This window comes from Natronospira elongata (assembly GCF_034931365.1).
Taxonomy (GTDB): Bacteria; Pseudomonadota; Gammaproteobacteria; order Natronospirales; family Natronospiraceae; genus Natronospira; species Natronospira elongata.
The window spans coordinates 99,234-119,889 of the sequence record NZ_JAYGII010000003.1 but is presented as its reverse complement, the minus strand read 5'-3'; the positions used below and the strand labels follow the sequence as shown (position 1 = coordinate 119,889).

Genomic DNA, 20,656 nt, shown 5'->3' with positions numbered 1-20,656 from the left:
AAGTGACTTAATCGAGGATTCAAACATGGATTTCTTCATTGCCAGTGCCTATGCCCAAGAGGCGGGCGCCGCCGAGGGCAACCCCTGGGTCAGCCTGATGTTCATGGGCCTGATCATTGTGCTTTTCTATTTTCTGCTAATCCGTCCCCAGACCAAGCGCCAGAAGGAACACCGCCAGATGGTGGACGGTCTCAAGGAAGGCGATGAGGTGGTGACCCAGGGCGGCATCCTCGGCAAGATCGAGAAGGTCGACGACCAGTTTGTGACCCTCAATGTGGGTGGCGGCCAGAAGCTGTATATCCAGCGCCACGCCGTGGGCTCACTGGTGCCCAACGGGACTTTTGAAGACAAGTAATGCGGCCTCGGTCGCCGATGCGGACAGCAAGCCATGATCAATAAATTTCCCGCCTGGAAAAATCTGCTCGTCGTCGTCGTGCTGGCGGTGGGCTGCGCCCTGGCCATGCCCAATCTGTTTGGCGAGGATCCCTCGGTTCAGGTTTCCGGCACCGACCGGGCCGAACTCAACGAGCAGGCCGTAGAGCGCATCCTCTCCATCCTGGAAGAATACGATGAGCCCATGCCTCATCGCTATGGCATGGAGGAAGGCCAGCTTGTGCTGCGCTTTGCCAACAGCGATGAGCAGGATCGGGTTCAGCTCAGACTTCGTGCCGAGCTGGGCCGGGATTTCGTCGTCGCGGTTCATCAGGCGCCGGCCATGCCGGACTGGATGCGGGAGCTGGGGTTCAAGACGCTGAACCTGGGCCTGGATTTGCGTGGTGGTGTGCACTTCCTCTTGCAGGTGGACATGGACGCAGTCCGTGAGCAGGAGGTGGAACGTGTGGACGGCAATGTCCGCAACCTGCTTCGAGATGCCCGTCTGCGCTTCACGGGCACGGAGCACGAGGATCAGGGCGTCGTGGTGCGGCTGCGGGACGCCGGGGAACGTGAGTCGGCCATCCGCCGCATCCGCAGTGAATTCCCCGAGCTGGAAGTCACGGCAATGGATGCGGAAGACGCCATCCGCGTCCGCATCAGTGACGATGAGTTGGAAGAGGCCAAGCGCAACGCCCTGGAGCAGAACCGGACCACCCTGAGAAATCGTGTGGACGAACTGGGTGTGGCGGAGCCCCTGGTGCAGCGCCAGAACCCGGATCGCATCGTGGTTCAATTGCCGGGTGTCCAGGACACCACCCGAGCCAAGGACATCCTGGGGGCCACGGCCCAGCTGGAATTCCGTCTGGTGGACGAGGACAACGATCCCTATCTTGCCCAGGAAACCGGGCGTGTGCCGGTGGGCTCGCGGTTGTATCAGCATCGCGATGGCTTCCCCGTATTGGCCAAGCGCGATGTCATCGCCACGGGTGATCAGCTGACCGGCGCCAGTTCCGGCTTCGACACGGAAACGGGTGCGCCCCAGGTCAATGTGACCCTTGATTCCCAGGGTGGTCGCCGCATGACGGATGTGACCCGCCAGAACGTGGGGCGTGGCATGGCGGTGGTCTTCCGGGAGCGAGTCACCGAGACCCGCATCGAGAACGGCGAGGAAGTCCGCGAAAGCACCGAGGTGGAAGAGATCATCAGTATCGCCACCATCCAGACCACCCTGGGCAGCCGCTTCCGCATCACCAATCTGGAAAGCAGCGAGATGGCCCGCAATCTGGCACTGTTGCTCCGGGCCGGTGCCCTCGCTGCACCGGTGGATATCATCGAGGAGCGCACCGTGGGCGCCAGCCTCGGGGCCGATAACATCCAGGCCGGGATCATGGCCATCAGCTTCGGTTTCCTGCTGGTGGTTCTGTTCATGCTGATCTACTACAAGGTCTTCGGTCTGGTGGCCAACCTCGCCCTGTTCTTCAACCTGGTCATGGTGGTGGGGCTGCTATCTGCCTTGCAGGCCACCCTGACCCTGCCGGGCATCGCCGGGATCGTGCTGACCGTGGGCATGGCGGTGGACGCCAATGTGCTGATCTTCGAGCGAATACGAGAGGAGATCAAAGCGGGTAATACACCCCAGGCGGCGATCCACGCCGGTTACGAGAAGGCCTTCTCGACCATTGCCGATGCCAACATCACCACCCTGATTGCGGCGGTGGTCTTGTTCAGCTTCGGCACCGGCCCCATTGCAGGTTTCGCCGTGACACTGTCGCTGGGCATCATCTGCTCCATGTTCACTGCCATTCTGGGCACCCGCGCCGTGATCAATCTGATTTACGGCGGCCGGAAAGTGCAGTCGCTCGCCATTTAGAGGTCAGTCATGGATATCATCAAGAAAGACACAAAGATCGATTTCGTTGGCCGTGGCAAGCGCATACCCGCATTGGTGCTCTCGGCTGTGCTGATCCTGCTGTCCATTGGGGCGCTGGCCACCAAGGGGCTGAATTTCGGCATCGATTTCACCGGCGGCTTCGTCGTTGAGGTGGGTTATCCCGAGGCCAAGGACGTTGCCACTGTTCGGGAAACCCTGGTGGCTGCCGGCTACGAGGAAGTCGTGGTCACCACCTTCGGTACCGAACGGGAGATCCTCATTCGTCTGGGACCGGAAGCCGGGGGCGTGGATGATCCGCAGGCCGATGATGCCGTGGAGGCTCAGGCCATGGTCAGTGATCATGTCCTTTCGGTGCTGCGGGATCAGAACCCGGAAGTGGATATGCGCCGGGTGGAGTTCGTTGGGCCTCAGGTGGGTGCCGAGCTGGTGGAGCAGGGTGCGCTGGCGGTACTGTTTGCCCTCATTGGCATCCTGATCTATGTCGCCTTCCGCTTCCAGTACAAGATGGCGCCGGGCGCCATTGCCTGTCTGGTTCATGATGTCATTATCGTGCTCGGCATCTTTTCCGTGACCCAGATCCAGTTTGATCTCAGCGTGCTGGCGGCCATCCTGGCGGTGATTGGCTACTCGCTCAATGACACCATCGTGCTCTTCGACCGCGTGCGAGAGAACTTCCCCAAGATGCGCAAGGCCGATGCGGTTGATGTGGTCAACCGTTCCGTCAACCAAATGCTCTCACGGACCGTGGTGACCAGTGGTACCACCCTGCTGGTATTGCTCTCACTGCTCAATTTCGGCGGCGAGGTGATCTATGGCTTTGCCCTGGCCCTGACTGTCGGCGTGATCGTGGGTACTTACTCATCCATTTACATCGCCGGTACGACCCTGATTGTCACCAATCTCAATCGCGAGGATCTCCTGCCGCCCAAGAAGGAAGGCGAGGATCACGAGAACACGGAAAGCGTGCCCTTCCAGCCGTGAAGACAAGTACCGAGTACTGAGTTCTGAGTACGAAGTGCAAAGAAAAAAAGCCCGGTTCCGCCAGGAACCGGGCTTTTTTCACTCAGCACTCAGCACTCAGCACTACTTTTTCATCTCCGCCGGCAGATGCGGTTGAATCAAGCGGCCGAGGGCGGCAAAGACCTTGGGATTGCCGGCGAGGATGTGGCCGGTCTTGAGGTAATCCGTACCGCCGGAGAGGGTGCCGACAATGCCACCCGCCTCGCGGATGAGCAGGGCGCCGGCGGCCATGTCCCAGGGCTTCAGGCCCATTTCCCAGAAGCCGTCGATGCGCCCGGCTGCAAGCCAGGCCAGGTCGATGGCGGCGGCCCCGGGCCGGCGGATGCCCGCGGTTTTCTCGACCACGGCGCGGAACATGGCCATGTACTCGTCCAGATAGCGGTGGTCGGTGAAGGGGAATCCGGTGCCGATCAGGGCGCCGTTCAGATCCTTGCGCCCGGAGACACGAATCCGCCGGTCATCCAGGAAGGCCCCCGAGCCGCGGCTGGCGGTGAACAGTTCCTGTCGGATGGGATCGTAGATGACCCCGTGCTCCAGCCGACCCTTGTACTGGTGAGCAATGGAGACAGCAAAAACCGGCAGTCCGTGGAGGTAGTTGGTGGTCCCGTCCAGGGGATCGATGATCCAGACATGGTCCGAATCACCTTCCTGGCCTCGCTCTTCGGCGAGAAAGGCATGGTCCCGATGGTGACGGCGGATGCTGTTGATGATGATCTCTTCCGCCTCATGGTCCACTTCGCTGACGAAGTCATTGCGCTTCTTGCTGGCCACGTTCAGGGAATCCCGGTCCGCCATCCGGCGGATGATCTGGTCGCCAGCGCTGCGAGCGGCACGGACGGCAATATTCAGAAACGGGTGCATGGGCTCCCGGCCTCCATCTTGGACTTGTTAATACCCCAGATCGGACGGCTTGCTGGGGTCAGGAAGCCGGGTAGGATACCATAGGCCGCGCCGCCATCCCGGTATTCCCGTCGCTGAGAGGAAAAGACGCTTGCAATTGAATACGCGCATCGTACTGGTGGGAACCACGCATCCCGGCAATATCGGTTCGGCCGCCCGGGCCATGAAAACCATGGGCCTGCACGATCTGGTGCTGGTCTCGCCCCGCCATCCCCCGGATGATGAGGCCCGCGCCCGGGCCTCCGGTGCCGACGATGTGCTTGCCGGGGCCCGCATAGTGGACAGCCTGGACGAGGCCATTGCCGATTGCGAGCTTGTCGTGGGCGCAAGTGCCCGCACCCGGCGCCTCGGCGCGGAGCCGGTGGGGCCTCGGGAGGCGGTGAATCAGGTCATGGCCCTGCCCGACGGGGCCAGGGCCGCGCTGCTGTTTGGCCGTGAGCGGACCGGACTGACCAATGAGGAGCTGGACCGCTGCCATCGCCTGCTGCATATCCCGGCCAATCCGGACTACAGTTCACTGAATATTGCCGCGGCGGTTCAGGTGATGTGCTACGAATTGCGCATGGCTGCCATTGACGGCGCCTTGCCGGAAACGGGCGGTCGCAATCAGCCCTACGCCACGGCCGGGGAGCTGGAGCAGCTCTACGACCACTTCGAGCAGGTCTTGCTGGAGATTGGCTTTCTGGACCCGAACAATCCCCGTCAGTTGATGCGCCGCATCCGCCGCTTCTTTGCCCGCGCCACGCCTGACCGCAACGAGGTCAATATTTTCCGCGGCATCCTCAGCGCCGTCGAAGGCCGCGGCTCCGCGCCTCGTCGGCGGCGGGATCGGGAGTAGGCTTTTGGGAGTTGGTGTTTGTTCGGGTTGCTTCGGCGGCTGGCTTCGATTGGGTTAGTGCCCTTCGATGTCGGTGACGGGTGGCGTTCCGGCCTAGGTGGCGACAGGCCTTTCCAAGAACGCCGTTAATACATCCATGTAGGCTCTGGGTTCGCCCGGAAGGCTGCGCATTCCTGCTCCGCCTCCCGGTCCAGTCCGCACATCCCTTTGCGGGCGTTCGGCAAGCTGCGATGGTCCACCGGACCATCGGTCTTGCCTCACCCTGGCTCACACAGTTTTGGAAAGGCCTGTCGCCACCTAGGCCTACCGTTGGTTGAGGTCACCTCGGCCGTGCTCGCTGAGGATGCTTTCAAAGGGATGAGCTGATTGCCTTCGATTTGGCCGCTGAAATCGCGGATATATTCGCGATCAAAAGCCTCCGGATGGCACCAAGGCATAAGACTGAACCAATCCCTCCGCTAGCACGGCCCAGGTGATCACCACCCAAGGTAGGCTCCGGACCGGGTGGGTTTGCTCATGTCTGAACTCTTCACGCCGTCTCGAAATAACGCCGAACGTAGGTTTCGAAATCCACGTCATCCTCGGCTTCTCGCCGGGCCTGAGCCGCCAGGGACTCTTCCGCCAAGCGTGTCAGCTCCGCCTCCCGTTCGCGGCTCAAGGGCTGTGCCAGGTGATGTTCCATGGCCTGGCGGCTGAGACGGTGGGCATAGTCGAAAAAGCCCTCCCCATGTTCACGCATCTCCCGCAGCATCCTCGCTGACGGGGTCAGATCGGGGTTGGCCAGCTTGTCTTGCTGGGCCTTGAGCGCCGCCTGGTATCGGCCCTGTCCGTGATTGGCATCCAGCAGCTCACAGACCCCGATCATGCCGTCCAGAATCTCCCGGGTCCATTCGCTCAGGCGCACCGCTCGACCATCCCGGAGCAGCTCCAGCCCCGGTTGGCGACCCCGGCAGGCCACTCGCTGCTGGTTGACGTCGATCTCTCGTTCTTCTTCCTCGCTCAGCGGTGGGCTCTCCTGCAGTAGGCAATAGATCAGAAAGGCCTCCACGAAACGGAGCTGGCTCTCGTCTACTCCCAAAGGGTCGAAGGCACTCACGTCCAGGGCACGGACCTCGATATATTCCACCCCTCGTTCACGCAAGGCCGTCACCGGCCGTTCCCCGGGCCGGGCATTCTGCTTGGGCCGGATGAAGGAGTAGTATTCGTTCTCGATCTGCAGCAGGTTGCAATTGAGCTGCCGCCATTGCCCATTGTCCTTGGTGCCGACCCGCTCGTATTCCGGGTCCGGGGTTCGTGTGGCCCGCTCAAGCGAGCGGGTGTAGCTCTCCAGGTCGCTGTAGGAGATGCCCAGTCCGGCCTGGTTCTTGTTCTTGTAACCGATGTCGCTCATCCGCAGCGCGGTGCCCCAGGGTTCGAACAGGGTGTGGTCGTCGAACTCCTCGAAGTGACTGCTGCGGCCTTGCAGGAAAGACTTGCACACCGCCGGTGAGACACCGAACAGGAAGGGGATCAGCCAGCCGGAGCGCTGGAAGTTGCGGATCAGACCGAAATAATAGATGTCACGATGGTTCCGCAAGACCCCGGCATCATCGGAGTTGGCAAAAAGCTGCCAGAATCGCTGTGGCAGAGAGAAGTTGTAGTGCACGCCCGAGATCACCTGCATCGCCCGCCCGTAGCGATAGGCCAGACCCCGCCGATAGACATGGCGCATCCATCCACCGTTCGAACGGCCGTACTCGGCAATGGGGATGCCCTCATCACCGCCGATGGCGCAGGGCATGCTGGTGGCCCACAGCATCTCTTCCTGGCGGGCCAGGACGCGGGCGGTGAAGCTGTGCAAATCCTGAAGATGGGCCAGGGTTTCGCTGACATCCGCAAACGGGGGCGTGACGAATTCCAGCAGAGCCTCGCTGTAGTCCGTGGTAATGTAGGGGTGGGTAAGCGCGGCACCCAGGGAATTCGGGTGGGGAGACAGCGCGATCCGGCCCTCGCCGGTGACACGGAGGCTTTCCTTTTCTATCCCGTGACGGCCATTTCGCAGGCAGCTGATGCAGCCTTGTTTTCGCAGGCGGGACAGGCGTTTCTCGACGCGATCAGGCACCACGGTCTCCTCGGTAGCGGGCTTAGGGGCCTGCAATGATCGGGCGCGCGAAACGGGCCGTCAAGCGCCGACGGACGGCGACCGTGGGAGTGTTGACCCACTTGTCGGGATTTTCGTCCCGCCCGTTGAGGCAGGTGCTGAAAACCGCTGGCCATTGAATAGAGTAGGTCTCATGAAACAAAACGGCTTTACATTGCTGGAACTGATTATCACCGTGGCAGTGGCGGCGACCGTGATTGCCCTGGCGACGCCCAGCTTTATCGCCATGGTCCAGAATAATCGCGTCACAGCGCAGGTCAACGACTTCGTTACCGCCGTGACCATGGCCCGTTCCGAGGCCATTCGCCGCGGTGGGCTTGTGACCCTCTGCCGCAGTACCGACGAAGATACCTGTGCAGGCAGTGGCAATGACTGGGCCAGCGGCTGGATCCTGATCGAAGGCGAGCCAGGCGATTATGGCAATGTGTTGCGGGTCTGGTCGGCGCCGACCGGTGAGCCCAACATGATCGAAGATGACGGGAAGAGCCTTGTAACCTTTCTCGGTAATGGCGCGGTCACTGATAGCCTGAATATCGAGCATCGGATCCCAAATTGTACGGGGGACCAGGTCAGGCAAATCCGGCTCAATCGCACCGGCCGGACCAGCGTTACGCGCGAGGAGTGCAATCCATGAATCTTTGCGTCGCATTCCGTGATCGAGTCTCCTCTCGCAAGGAAGAAGGCTTCAGCATGCTGGAGATTCTCATCTCCCTGCTGATATTGAGTATCGGCCTGTTGGGTTTGGCAAGCCTGCAGGTAGTCGGTCTGCAGAACAACCACAGCGCCTACCTGCGTTCCCAGGCCACGATCTTGAGCTACGAGATTGTCGATTCCATGCGAGCGAATCGTCAGGCAGCTCTTGAGGGTGCCTACAATATCGACAGCTATGGCGATCCGCCGGGCGGGCATTCCAATCAGGCGGTGGAGATGGATCTGCAGGATTGGTGGACCAATCTCCGCAATGCCTTGCCGGATGGGCAGGCCCGGGTCAGGGTGGATGGCCAGGGCAATGTGATCGTCCGGGTTCGCTGGTTGGATGAACGCCGGCCGGAGGATGTAGATGGCGAGCAGGACTGGACAGCGGAAGATCAGAGGCGGGAATTCCGTTATGCGACGCAACTCTAGAGCAATCAAACCGCGCACCTTGCGTAGCCAAGCCGGCCTGACCCTGGTTGAGCTGATGATCGCGGTGGCTATCGGCACCATATTGATGATTGGCGTGATCCAGCTGTTCTCGGGCATGCGGGGTGCCTATACCCTCAACGAGAGTATGTCTCGCGTTCAGGAAAGTGGCCGCTTCGCAATCGATTATATGACGAGTGATCTGCGGATGGCCGGCCACATGGGGTGCATGTCGAATCCCGAACGCATCGATTTTTATTCGCATATCGATGGCGAAGACGATTTTTTCACCCGGTTCATGCAGGGAATCGAAGGTTTTGAGGCAGTGGGGACCGGGCCGGGAGACAATCTCCCGATTACGGCCCTGACGCCCGAGACGCCAAACGATGGTGATCAGTGGTCTCCAGCCTTGCCCTCCGTCCTGGCGGGTCAGGTCGTTGAAGGAAGCGACGTGCTCGTTGTCCGCTATATGTCGAACGATGGCGTAGATCTCGTCCCTCCCGTTACCAATGGTTCTCAATGGCATACGGATGGTGGTGGAGTTTTTCCCAAGGGGACCATGCTATTGACGACCGATTGTGCGGGTCGGGCTTTTCTCTTCCGCCGCAATAACAATTGTGGCAGCTGTGATAGTGGTGGGAACTCCAATATCCAGCCCGGTGGTTCTATCCCTGGTCGGTTTCGGAATATGGGCGAAGAGGGTGAGGTGGCACGAGCAATGCAAGCTGCCTACTTCATTGGCGTCCCTGCAAGCACCGGTGTACCAACCTTAATGCGTCAGGTCTTTGCCGACGAATTGGATGATGATGACGATGCTGACGACGATGAGCTTGGCGTGCGGGCGGTAGAGCTAGTGCCGGGAGTTGAAAGCATGCAGGTGTTGTACGGCATCGATACCACCGGGACGCGTGATGCCAGTGGTAGTTTCAATGTCAATCGTTATGTTACCGCGGATGAGGTAACGGATTGGGGTAGTGTGCGGGCGGTTCGCATCAGCTTGCTGGTTCGCTCTGAGGAAAATCTTCGTGAGATTGACGAGCCGATTCGGGATTTCTCGCTTCAGCGCACCAATGTGAATGTGGATATTCAGGATGAGTTCGACCGCAGGAATCGGCGCACCTTTAGTACAACGATTCGGCTGAGGAATCGCTAATGGATTGGCAGAGAGCACAATCTGTCCCCGACGGGCTACCGGTTCGCCAGCGTGGCGCAGTGCTGTTGTTCAGCTTGATCGTGTTGCTTCTGCTTACGGTCCTGGGGGTCACTGCAATGCAAACGACCACCCTGCAAGAACGCATGGCGGGTGGGCAACGGGATCGTCACCTGGCGGTCCAGGGTGCCGAAGCAGCGATTCGCGAGGCGGAGAACTTTCTTTCGGAGTCAGCGACCCTTCCGCCATTTGACAGTTTGAATTGGCTCTATCATCACGCTGATTCACCAGCACCGCACTGGCGGGACTTCAATTGGGCTGGTGGAGTGAGGCCCTATGCCGGGGGCGATATGGACGGCCTGTTGGCCGAAGCGCCCGCTTTTTACATCGAGCGTCTGCCGCCTGTTGCGGACCCCAGCGGGTCATTGGCAGCAGACGAATCGCTCGAGGATACTCAGTATTATAGGATCGTCGCCCGTTCGACGGGCGCCAGCGGGCAATCGGAAGTCATTCTTCAGGTGGTTTATCGTCGATAGTGCCACCAAAGATTCTCTTGGCCGATACGGCGAGGGCATCAGATATGCAACAACCAGGCTTGCGGGTCGGTTGGCTGCAGGATACCGGGAGCAGGACCATGAAGAAAAATCCATCTAGAATGATGAAGCGTCTTACCGCAGTTATCTCAGCGGTGCTGTTTTCCCTGTTGACCGTTCCGCTGGTAACGGCGGATATCGCACGGGTTCCACTTTTTGTTACCGAAGGTGGACTGCCCCCCAATATCCTCTTTATTCCTGATACTTCCGAAAGTATGCAGGAAGGTCTCAGCGCCGGGCGTGTGGCTCTGGACTGGGATAACTGCAATCCTGGGGAGGATCTGGATCCGGATGAGTGTCCCGCAGGTGCCCGCTACGAAAACAGCAAGGCCAGTATAGTCAAGAGAGTGACCCAGTCCGTAGTAGATGATTACGGTAGAACCGGGCAAATCAGAATGGGCTTGCTTTCCTATCAGCAGTATCCGCCCAGTACTGATCGTGATGACGTGTTTGATGACAATAATCCCAGAACCGTTCAATGGCGGTTGACACACCGACCGGCAGACCTGCGTTATGCGGAGGAGAAATGTCCTTCGTTCTACCGTCCCTACGAGCCTGACCCAGACTGTCCGCTGGCAACTGCCTGGGATTCGGATTTGCCCTGGTACTCGGAAAATAAACGCTTCCGGGAGGAACATCCGACACTGGACGACGTTTGGGTCTTCTATAATGTGGCCGTTCCCGGTTATTACCGGAATACTGGTGATACTCATCCCCCGACCACTGACCGTAATACCTTCGCCCATGAGGAGCGCGATCACGAGACCCACAGCTACCGCATATATCAGGATATGAGTAAGTCCAATCCCGGCCAGGGCAATGCGGAACAGGACGATGATAGTGGTCTCTGGTTCTTTAACCGAGAAGGTGCGTGGTGGTGGATTACACTGACCGACAGTATGCGTCAGAGGGGCGTTGACAGTTGGGGCGACCGTGTCGGATTCTTCTCACTGAATCAACCGGAGTGGCGCGCCAACGCTTCTCCGGGCCTGGGTTATCTTCATGTTCCCATTGGTGGCAGGGATGAGGACGGCAATGTCGATGATGATCACTGGGCACTGATTGAAAATAAACTTAAGCCCCAGCGCCATGACTGGGGGCCGGGTGACGGCAATATCATGATTGATGAGACCTGGCCTCTCATTTCTTCAGGGTTGACCCCCCTGGAAGGAACGATTCTGACAGCTCGCGATTACTTTCTTGGAGAAAACGATTATTTCGGCTCTGATCAGGGTCGGCAAGGCAATATGTCCGTTCCAGAGAGCTGTGATGCCAATGCAGCGATCTGGGTGACTGACGGACTGCCTTCAGTTGACAAGGATGGCGATGCCCTGGGTGAAGATCCAGTGGAAGCCATGCGTAGTGCGCGTGAGGCCCTTGAAAAGTTTTCTGTGGATACCGGTGTAAGGACTTTTATCGTGGGGTTTGCCATGCCGCCGGGTGTCGCAGAGCTTTTTGAGGATGAAGACGATTTCGAGACGGATAATCCACTTGATTTTCTGGCAGAGGCTGGTGGTACCGGAACCGCATTTGATGCCCAGGATGAGGATGATCTGGACGAAATCATGGACGCAATTTTCGAGCAGATTGTCCGTGATGCTCGTTCAAGTGCGGCATCCATTGCAACTAATTCAACCCGCCTGGATACCGATACCCTGGCATTCCTGGCCAGTTTTGACACGACAGACTGGGCTGGTGAGCTTCGGGCCTATCGTATTACCGACGAGGCCACTTTGGGAGACCTGCATTGGGACGCCGAAGAAATGCTCCCGGGGCCCTTTCAAAGGCACATCATCACCTGGGACCCTGAATCAGAGAATACGCGACGATTTCGGTGGGATGTGGCCGATGGATTGACAGATGATCAAAAGGAATTGCTGAACGTCAACCCGGACACGGGTGATGTGGACGGCTTGGGCATGGAGCGGCTTTGGTGGCTCCGTGGTGATCAAAGCGACGAAGGCGCTGGTGAGGGTGAGCTCCGGCAGCGGGAGCGGTTGCTAGGGGATATCGTCAATTCGGATCCACTTTTCGTGCATGCCCAGGATTTCGGTTACCGGAACGACGAAGATTTTGATGGTGGTGGCAGCTACAGCCAGCATGTTCATGACATGCGCGAGAACCGCCCCATGCTTTATGTGGCGGCCAATGACGGCAAGCTACATGGGTTTGACGCTGAAACCGGGGAGGAGGTTTTCTCCTATGTTCCGGATGCAATCATGCACAAGTTGAATCGCCTCACATCCCAGGATTATCAGCGCGAGTACTTTTTCGACGGCTCACCCAGGGTGAATGATGTCTGGGATGGTAGTAACTGGCGGCGGATTCTTGTGGGCTCCTTTGGTGCTGGTGAGCGCGGGGTTTATGCGCTGGATATTTCTAACCCGGAGGATCCGGAAGTGCTGTGGGAGCGTGTTGGCGGCCCTACAACGGGTCCGAATGCTGTGGACCATGCCCACGAAGACATCGGCTATGTCCTTGGTCAGCCCTCTGTCGGTAAAACGGCCAGTGGTGACTGGGTGGTGATGGTGCCCTCGGGTTACCAGAGTGAGAATGATCGTGCTGCCCTGGTCTTCCTGGATCCCCTGAACGGTGAGGAAGTGGATGACCCCTTTCTGCCTGATGATGACGATAATCCGGCGGGTAACGGCATGGCTACGCCGATCCCGGTGGACATCGAGGGTGATCGCTTGATCGATAGAATCTATATGGGCGATCTCCAGGGTCAGCTATGGCGTGTGGATGTGAGTGGCAACAACTGGCGTGCGCCAGGTGGCTTGCGTTCCGGTAATACGCCAGTCCCGCTCTTCACCGCGGAAGGGCCCAATGGCGAGGTACAGCCCATCACCGTTCGGCCACAGGTGGCGCGCTCGCCGGATGGGGATGTCTTCGTCTTCTTTGGGACAGGAAAGTACTTTGAGAATGATGATAACCTTGTTGTCAGTAATCCCGATGTCCAGTCCTTTTACGGTATCAGGGACCAGGAGTCGGAAATTGAGCGGGATGATCTGCTGCAGCAGGAAATTATCGATGAGCTTGAGGATTTCGATTTCGAGCTTCGAGTCACGACCGATCACGAGCTGACAACGGAAGATGGTTGGTATCTGGATTTGATTTCTCCTCTTTCACATCGTGGCCGAGAGGGTGAGCGAGTAATCTTCAACCCGATTTTCCGAAATGGCCGTATCATCTTCCCAACCATGATCCCGAGTGAGGACCCCTGTGCCGCCGGCGGTGACGGTTGGCTCATGGAGATGGAAGCCTTCAGTGGTTCACGCCTGGATTTCTCGCCCTTCGATCTGGCCGGAGACGGTGAGTTTGGTGAGGAAAGCTATGTCGAAACCACAATCGACGGCGAAACCGTCAAGGTGCCGGTGAGTGGCATTCGCTCCAGAGTCGGTATTCCCACGACACCGGCAATTATTTCTTCAGGACCGGGCATCGAAGGCAAGATGATGATGGGGTCCGAGGCGGAAATGGAAGAGCTGCCCATGGAGAAAGGGGATGATTCATTGGGCCGGCAGAGCTGGCGTCAGAATAGATAAGGACGGAAAGGATGAGCATGAATAGGCAGCGTCAAGCTGGGTTCACACTGATTGAAGTCATGATTGTGGTTGCCATACTTGGCATCATTTCTGCTCTCGCCTATAACAGCTATCAGCGTCATGTGGTGACCACCTATCGGGCAGATGCGCAGCGCAGTCTAGTGGAGATAGCCCAACGGCTGGAGCGCTGCTTTACCCAGCGCAATGATTACAGGGAGTGCGTGGATGATGGTGGCGGTACCACCTGGGATTCGCAGGATGGGCATTATGAAATCTTCATCGGCGATCTCGAGAGAACCACCTTTACGCTGACAGCCCGTCCGCAAGGCGTTCAGGCGGAGCGTGACGGTGATCGCTGCAGCACGCTGACACTGACACATACTGGTCGGCGAGACTCTACCGGATCGGAAGAGCGTGACGATTGCTGGGGGCTCTAGTCCCACGTCTCTGCTATAGATCGAAGGGGAACAGGCCCTGCCGAGGCGACTTGGCAGGGCTTGTTCGTTTTCAGTGGGAGTAAGGCAGTAAAGCCCCTGATATCTTTTTGATGGAATTGAGTTGCTGCGCCGAGTGGGGCAATGTGGTCACGGTGGATTGCTTGATGGCAGGAGAGGCGCATGAGCAGTTTCTTTCAGCAAGGTCCGGTCCTTGACGGCGACTTGCTGGCGGACAGGGCCCTGGCAGATTATCTCCAGCTTCGTTTGCCCGTGGACTGTAAGAGTCGCTGGGAACCGGGCCTGCGACAGTTATGGCGTCGGGCTCGCGATGAGATGCCCACACTGGCGGCGGAGGCCGAACGCGATCCCCCCGAGCATGTCCCTTATGACCCCTGGGGGCGGCGCATCGACCGGATTCGCGTCAGCGAGGCCTGGCGGCAATTGGAAGCGATTGCCGCCGAGGAGGGGGTGGTGGCAACCGCCTTTGAGCGGGCTGACGGTGCCTGGTCCCGGGTTCATCAATTCCTGCGGCTTTATCTTTACCACCCCAGCTCCGCCATCGCCTCCTGCCCCATGGCCATGACCGATGGGGCCGCGCGGGTGATCGAGCTCTATGGTGATGGGGATCTGCGTGAGCGGGTCCTGCCCCGTCTGTTGAGTTGCGAGCCTGAGTCCTTCTGGACGGCAGGGCAGTGGATGACCGAGCGCAGTGGGGGCTCGGATGTCTCACGCTCGGAAACCGTGGCCCTGCCGGAGGAGCAGGGCTACCGCCTTCACGGGGTAAAGTGGTTCACTTCCGCCACCACCTCCCAGGTGGCCATGACGCTCGCCCGGGTCAAAGAGCGGGGGGGGGAAGACGAAAAGCTGAGCCTGTTTTTTGTCGAGCTGCGAGACGCCGACGGGGCGCTGCGCAACATCCAGGTCAATCGGCTCAAGGACAAGCTCGGTACCCGGGCCCTGCCCACTGCCGAGCTGACCCTGGCGGGTACCCCGGCCCGCATGGTGGGTGAGCGGGGCCGGGGCGTGGCCACGATCAGCAGTATTCTCAATATCACCCGTCTCTACAATGCCTGCTGCGCGGCCGGCTATATTGGCCGAGGACTGATGCTGGCCACCGACTATGCCCGCAAGCGCCAGGCCTTCGGCCGTGCCCTGATCGACCAGCCTCTGCACCGGGAAACCCTGGCGGATTTGACCGTTGAACATCAGGCCGCCTTTCAACTGGTGTTCGAGGCGGCCCGGCTGCTGGGCCGTGATGAATGCGGAGCAATCAGCGAGGACGAGGCCGCGGTGTTACGCCTGCTGACGCCGGTGGTGAAGCTCTATACCGGCAAGCAGGCGGTGGCCGCCTGCAGCGAGGTGCTGGAGGCTTTCGGCGGGGCCGGCTATGTGGAAGACACCGGCCTGCCTTCCCTGCTGCGTGACGCCCAGGTTCTGTCCATCTGGGAGGGCACCACCAATGTGCTCAGCCTGGATCTGCTTCGGGCCATGGGGGACGGTGAGGCCTGGCAGACTTTCACGGGCTTCTGGCAGGCGCGCCTGAGTGCCCTGGGGGCCGGAGACGAATCCCTGAATGCCCTGGCCGATGAGCTGGAAGCACTTGCCCGCTGGCCACAGGCCTTACTGGCCGAAGGCGAAGCCCGGCTGCAGGCCAATGCCCGCCAGCTTGCCTACCGGATCGCCAGGCTGGTGGCCGGCATCCTGCTTGCCGAGCAGGCTCGGGCGGGAGACGAGGGGCCTGCCCGATCACGCCGAGAGGCCATTGCCGGGCGTTGGATACGGCAACATGTAATGCGGGGCCCGGCCGGCTACCCAGCCGACGAGGCCGAGCGGATTCTTTCACTTTGAGAGGTTGACTATGTGGCCAGTGCTGGTGGCCCTGGGTGGATTTCTGTGCTTTTTTCTCGGCTGGCGGTTCTATTCCCGTTTCATTGCCGAGCGCCTGTTCCGGCTGGAAGCCGATTTCCGGACACCCGCCCATGAATACAATGACGGCCTGGATTTCGTGCCCACCAACCGCTTCGTCCTCTGGGGGCATCATTTCACCTCGGTGGCGGGGGCCGCCCCCATCATCGGCCCGGCCATCGCCGTGATCTGGGGCTGGGGCCCAGCCCTGGCCTGGATCGTGCTCGGCACGGTACTGATTGCCGGCATGCATGACTTCGGCACCCTCTGGGCCTCGGTGCGCCACCGGGCCCGTTCCATCGGCAGTATCGCCGCCGAAGTCCTGGGGCCACGAGCCCGCAGCCTCTTTCTCTTGATCATCTTTTTCCTGCTGTTGATGGTGAACGCGGTCTTCGCCGTTTCCATCGGCACGCTCTTCGTCAATTTCCCGGAAGCGGTTCTGCCCTACTGGTTCCAGCTGCCCATTGCCATGGTCATCGGCTTTCTGGCCTACCGTAGCCGCATGCCGCTGCTCCTGCCCTGTCTCATCGGCCTGGCGCTGATGATCGGTCTGGTCTTCGTGGGCGCGCAAGTGCCCCTGAGTCTACCGGAGGAGCCGGGTGGGGTGCCGGACATCGCCTGGTGGGTACTGATCATGCTGGGCTACGGGGCACTGGCCTCGCGTCTGCCGGTCTGGTTGCTGTTGCAGCCGCGGGATTTCATCAATGCCCACCTGCTGTTCCTGGGGCTGTTCGTCATCTATCTAAGCCTGTTCGTGGGCCGGCCCGAGTTCGCCGCGCCCTTCATCAACCAGGATCTGCCGGCCGATACCCCGTCCATCATTCCCCTGCTGTTTGTCACCATCGCCTGCGGCGCCATTTCCGGTTTCCACGGCCTGGTCAGCTCCGGCACCAGTGCCCGGCAGCTGAACAAGGAGACCGATGCCCGCTTCGTCGGCTACCTTGGGGCCACCGGCGAGGGCCTGCTGGCACTGGCCGCCCTGCTGGCGGTCTCCGCCGGCTTTGCCGGTCTGGCCGAGTGGCAGGGCCATTACGATTCCTGGGCGGCGGCCAGCGCCGGGGGCATTGCCGCCTTCGTCACCGGCGGAGGCAATCTGCTTGGCAATCTGGGCATCCCGGCGGTGATCGGCACCACCATGATCGCCATCATGGTGGTGGCCTTCGCCGCCACCACCCTGGACACCAGCATGCGCCTGCAGCGCTTCATCCTGGCCGAGATCGGTCGCCAGTATCGACTGCCGGCTTTGAGCAACGTCAACCTGGCCACCCTGATCACCTTCCTGGCCTGCGCCGGGCTCGCCTTCGGCGCCGACCCGGATAATCCCGGTGCTGGCGGGATGGTGCTCTGGCCCCTGTTCGGGACCACCAATCAGCTCACCGCCGGCCTGTCCCTCCTTGTCCTGAGCCTGATCCTGGCACGCCTGGGCCGAGCGGTGATCTTTACCGCCATACCCTTTCTGTTCGTCGCCAGCATGACCACCTGGGCGATGTTGGTGAATCTGTCCCGCTATCTGTCCGACGGCAATTGGTTGCTGTTGGTGATTGGCGGGCTGATTTTCGCCCTCAACATCTGGCTGATCCTGGAAGGGGCCCTGGCGGCCCGGCGACTGCAAAAGACCAGATCCGATGTCCCTGAGTGATCGCCTGCGCCAACTGGCCCGGGCCTACCGGGACTTCTACGAACTCCCCATGCGTCGGGCCGTGGCCCTGGAACAACGCCGACGCGAGGACTTTCTGCGTCTGCTGCTCATGTCCGAAAGCCTGGGCCTGCCCAACCCGGCCGCCTGGTATTGCCTGGAACTCATGCCCTTCGTGATCGAGGACTACCACGCCTGGCACCGGCGCATGGGCATGGAGCACGCACCGCCGGGGGGGATTGGGTGTTGTTGAGCAGCGAGCTACGAGCTACGAGCAGCGAGCTGGCCGTGCAAGATCGATGGCCAACTGTTTTCTGCAGAACCCGAGCTTTCCGCAGGCCCTTGGCCGGTACAACCTTTCCGGAGGGGCAGGGCGATATCGTTGGCACGCCCAGCTCGCCGCTCGCCGCTCGTAGCTCGCTGCTTTCTCCTAAGGAGCACTCCCATTGATCTTCCGACCCGATACACCGCAAGCCATCTCCCTGCCTCCCATCGTCCTCCTCGGCGGCAAAGGTGGCGTGGGCAAGACAACCTTGTCGGCGGCTTTGGGCCTGGCGCTGGCCGAGCGGGGAAAGCGGGTGTTGCTGGTGTCGACGGATCCGGCCCATTCCCTGGCGGATTTGCTGGAGCAGCCGCTGGGGGATGCGCCCCGGCGGGTACAGGGTGGTTTGTTTGCCCGTGAGATTGATCCGGAAGCGGCCCGGGCGGCTTATCTCGATACCGTTCGGGACAATATCCGACGCTTCGCCCAGCCCGAGTTTCTGCAGGAAGCCGAGCGCCAGGTCATGTTCGCCGGCCAGCACCCCGGGGTGATGGAGTCGGCCCTGTTCGAGGCCCTCTGCCGCTGTCTTGATCAGATCGGGCAATGGGATCACATCATCGTCGATACCGCGCCCACCGGTCATACCCTGCACCTGCTCACCCTGCCCCAGGCCATGGGTGCCTGGACCGAGGCCCTGCTGGCGCGTCAGGGTGAAGGGCAGGGTGGGCCCGAGGAGGAGCGCTGGCAGAAGGCACGCGAGGTATTGCAGGCCCGCCGGGCCCTGTTCGAACGCACCCGTGACAGGCTCCAGAATCCGGCCACCACCGCCTTCCTGCTGGTTGCCAACGACGATCGCCTCAGTTTGCTGGAGGCCGAACGTGCCCGTCAGACCCTGGAGCAGGCCGCCGTCAGCATTCCCTATCTGCTCATCAACCGCAGCCAGGATGACGCCGACAGCCTGCGCCAACGCCTCCAGCACCACTTCCCCGGGCAAACCATCCACCCCCTCCCGAACGCCACCCCGCCCCCCCTCGGCCTGACTAGCCTGGGTGACTTTGCCAGGCAGTTGGCAGACGTTATGGACTGGTTATGAGAAACAGGACAAGGTCTGCCCAATTCCCCTCGCCCCTCGCCCTTAACTTCTTGCCCCTTGCCACCTCACCTAAAATCAATGACGACCGGATCATGATCGGAACTCCGCCAGGGGCCGGGTTGTTGGAACTGCAGGAAACGGGGTTCATCGGCGTTGATGTGCCAGAAGCGGACGGCTTCGATGTCTTCTGCCAACGCCGGAGAGGTAATGGCGGTATCCAGATAGCCGGACTCGCCGTGAAAGACATAGCTGTAGCGCTGTTCGGGCTCGAGTCGTTTGGCAACCATGTCCCTATAACCGGCCTCGACCAATGCCATGACCGGATCCTCGCCACCGTAGCTGTTGATATCGCCCATGATCAGTACCCGCTCGGTGCCGGTCTGTTCCTGCTTCTTCGCGAGAAACTCGGCCAGTGCCTCGGCCTGGCGGGTGCGCCGCTGGTTCCAGCAGCCCTGGCCTCGGTCGATATCCCCTTCCTCAGGGCAGCCCGTCTTGGCCTTGAAGTGGACGACTGCCACCAGTTTCCCGGGCCCGTCCTCACCAAATCGGAAATGGCCGGCAATGATCGGGCGATGATGAACCCGGCGCTTGTCAATGAAGGGGCCAGCCTTCAGTGTGACGGTATCCTCCCGCCACAGTAGGGCCGTGCGAATGGCATCGGTGCCGACCGGTTGATCAATATTGAAATGGGTATAGGCCGGCCCGGCACCGGCCAGGCGTATCGCCAGGTCGTCCACTACCTTGGGCTGATTCTCCAGCTCGATCAGACTCAGGAGGTCGGCATCCAGGCCCTCGGCGACCGCGGTCAGGGCTGATTGTTGGGCGTCCAGCGCCGAGGAGGTGTCGGCACCGCGCTCGCCGAGGGTGAGAAAGTAGTTCTCCACATTGAAGGCAGCGATCCTTGGACCTGCCCCACGCGAGGGCAGGCTTGGTCGCGGGTTGCTGGCCTCGAATGCCAGCTCGACCGGGTCCAGGGGATGGATTCGCCAGTTGCCGAAGGCGTGTGTGAGGACGCCGGTCAGACCCGGCAGTCGGTCGCCCACTCGCCGGGTACCGTTTTCATCCAGGTAGGGGATGGGTTGGGGGTCACGGCGATAGTGGGCATCATCAAGAATGATGCGCCGAGCCGCATTGCGGTCTGCCTCGTGTTGCTCGGCTTCCTCGCCAGTGAAATTACTGGGTCGGAACAGGCGTCCGTCGACGGCCAGGCCCAGGCTGCCATAACGGGCCAGATCATGATTGTCGATCACCGTGAGTGGCTGCTCGATTTCAACCAGCCGGCCTTCCAGTGCTTGCCAGCGCTCACGCTCGGTTTCGGGCAGATTGAGAGTGTAGGGCTCGGGCAGGCCGGGATGACCGCACTGCATCAACTGGCTCACCCGGCTGATCTGGCGCTGGCCACGAAACTCTCCGGCACGGCCGGCCACAACCACTTCCCGGCCCGACTCTATAATGCTCTCGTCGGCATCCAGGCCCGGGGCGTAAACAAAGATGCCCGCAGCGGGTGCCTCGCTGTTCGTCAAGCTCTGCAGGTAGAAGCCGTTGAGCCGGTCTTCACCCAGGTAATTCGCGGTGACCACGCCCCGGGCGAGCACCCGCTGGCCCTCCAGGCGGCCGTCGGTCTTGAGTTGATGAATGTCGGTGAGGCCGTCACTGGGGCAGTCGGCCAGGACCATGCCGGGCGGTGCCAGGAAGACAAGTACTACGATGCCGGTGAGAAGATGGTGCTTCATCTGGTAGTTCCCCAAT

17 protein-coding genes are annotated in these 20,656 nt (G+C 60.6%); 14 read left to right on the top strand and 3 right to left on the bottom strand.

Features of this window, described 5'->3' with window-relative positions:
- The first annotated feature begins 25 nt into the window (after window positions 1-25).
- Genes yajC through secF form a run of 3 tightly spaced genes read left to right on the top strand, consistent with a single transcriptional unit; the run spans window position 26 to window position 3,247 of the window.
- Entirely contained in the window at window positions 26-355 is a 330-nt protein-coding gene (gene yajC, locus VCB98_RS02620) for a preprotein translocase subunit YajC (protein WP_346050191.1), read from the top strand.
- A 33-nt stretch (window positions 356-388) separates the two neighbouring features.
- The gene (gene secD / locus VCB98_RS02615) at window positions 389-2,245 is read left to right on the top strand and encodes a protein translocase subunit SecD (RefSeq protein WP_346050189.1); all 1,857 of its coding nucleotides are present in this window, start codon (window positions 389-391) and stop codon (window positions 2,243-2,245) included.
- A gap of 9 nt (window positions 2,246-2,254) precedes the next feature.
- Window positions 2,255-3,247: a protein translocase subunit SecF gene (secF, locus tag VCB98_RS02610; RefSeq protein ID WP_346050187.1), complete on the top strand. Its 993-nt coding sequence runs from the start codon at window positions 2,255-2,257 to the stop codon at window positions 3,245-3,247.
- Between the two features lie 102 nt (window positions 3,248-3,349).
- Here the strand turns inward: secF and VCB98_RS02605 are convergent, their stop codons facing one another.
- Entirely contained in the window at window positions 3,350-4,147 is a 798-nt protein-coding gene (locus VCB98_RS02605; RefSeq protein ID WP_346050185.1) for an inositol monophosphatase family protein, read from the bottom strand.
- A 130-nt stretch (window positions 4,148-4,277) separates the two neighbouring features.
- On the opposite strand from VCB98_RS02605, the gene VCB98_RS02600 reads away from it, so the two are divergent.
- Entirely contained in the window at window positions 4,278-5,024 is a 747-nt protein-coding gene (locus VCB98_RS02600; protein ID WP_346050183.1) for an RNA methyltransferase, read from the top strand.
- A gap of 529 nt (window positions 5,025-5,553) precedes the next feature.
- On the opposite strand, the gene gshA is transcribed toward VCB98_RS02600, so the two are convergent.
- Window positions 5,554-7,125, bottom strand: a complete 1,572-nt coding sequence (gene gshA, locus VCB98_RS02595; protein WP_346050181.1) for a glutamate--cysteine ligase — start codon at window positions 7,123-7,125, stop codon at window positions 5,554-5,556.
- Window positions 7,126-7,297: 172 nt separating this feature from the next.
- Between gshA and VCB98_RS02590 the strand changes: the two genes are divergently transcribed.
- The 10 genes from VCB98_RS02590 to VCB98_RS02545 all read left to right on the top strand — a co-directional run bounded on the left by VCB98_RS02590 (window position 7,298) and on the right by VCB98_RS02545 (window position 18,907).
- Window positions 7,298-7,798 (top strand): GspH/FimT family pseudopilin, encoded by a 501-nt coding sequence (locus VCB98_RS02590; RefSeq protein ID WP_346050180.1) that lies wholly within the window; start codon window positions 7,298-7,300, stop codon window positions 7,796-7,798.
- Window positions 7,795-8,289 (top strand): type IV pilus modification protein PilV, encoded by a 495-nt coding sequence (gene pilV, locus VCB98_RS02585; protein ID WP_346050178.1) that lies wholly within the window; start codon window positions 7,795-7,797, stop codon window positions 8,287-8,289. Before VCB98_RS02590 ends, pilV begins: the two co-directional genes overlap by 4 nt.
- On the top strand, window positions 8,273-9,439 hold the full coding sequence (locus tag VCB98_RS02580; protein WP_346050176.1) for a PilW family protein: 1,167 nt from the start codon (window positions 8,273-8,275) through the stop codon (window positions 9,437-9,439). The genes pilV and VCB98_RS02580 overlap by 17 nt, the downstream gene beginning before the upstream one ends.
- Complete coding sequence (locus VCB98_RS02575; RefSeq protein ID WP_346050174.1) at window positions 9,439-9,972, top strand: pilus assembly PilX family protein; 534 nt, start codon at window positions 9,439-9,441, stop codon at window positions 9,970-9,972. The genes VCB98_RS02580 and VCB98_RS02575 overlap by 1 nt, the downstream gene beginning before the upstream one ends.
- A 98-nt stretch (window positions 9,973-10,070) precedes the next feature.
- On the top strand, window positions 10,071-13,574 hold the full coding sequence (locus VCB98_RS02570) for a pilus assembly protein (protein WP_346050172.1): 3,504 nt from the start codon (window positions 10,071-10,073) through the stop codon (window positions 13,572-13,574).
- A 17-nt stretch (window positions 13,575-13,591) separates the two neighbouring features.
- Complete coding sequence (locus VCB98_RS02565; protein WP_346050170.1) at window positions 13,592-14,011, top strand: type IV pilin protein; 420 nt, start codon at window positions 13,592-13,594, stop codon at window positions 14,009-14,011.
- 180 nt (window positions 14,012-14,191) lie between these two features.
- Window positions 14,192-15,859, top strand: a complete 1,668-nt coding sequence (locus tag VCB98_RS02560) for an acyl-CoA dehydrogenase family protein (RefSeq protein WP_346050168.1) — start codon at window positions 14,192-14,194, stop codon at window positions 15,857-15,859.
- Window positions 15,860-15,869: 10 nt separating this feature from the next.
- Entirely contained in the window at window positions 15,870-17,555 is a 1,686-nt protein-coding gene (locus tag VCB98_RS02555; protein ID WP_346050166.1) for a carbon starvation CstA family protein, read from the top strand.
- The gene (locus VCB98_RS02550; protein ID WP_346050164.1) at window positions 17,542-17,805 is read left to right on the top strand and encodes a cory-CC-star protein; all 264 of its coding nucleotides are present in this window, start codon (window positions 17,542-17,544) and stop codon (window positions 17,803-17,805) included. The genes VCB98_RS02555 and VCB98_RS02550 overlap by 14 nt, the downstream gene beginning before the upstream one ends.
- 193 nt (window positions 17,806-17,998) lie before the next feature.
- Window positions 17,999-18,907: an ArsA family ATPase gene (locus VCB98_RS02545; protein ID WP_346050162.1), complete on the top strand. Its 909-nt coding sequence runs from the start codon at window positions 17,999-18,001 to the stop codon at window positions 18,905-18,907.
- Window positions 18,908-18,972: 65 nt separating this feature from the next.
- Here the strand turns inward: VCB98_RS02545 and VCB98_RS02540 are convergent, their stop codons facing one another.
- The gene (locus VCB98_RS02540; RefSeq protein WP_346050160.1) at window positions 18,973-20,640 is read right to left on the bottom strand and encodes an ExeM/NucH family extracellular endonuclease; all 1,668 of its coding nucleotides are present in this window, start codon (window positions 20,638-20,640) and stop codon (window positions 18,973-18,975) included.
- Window positions 20,641-20,656 lie beyond the last annotated feature (16 nt).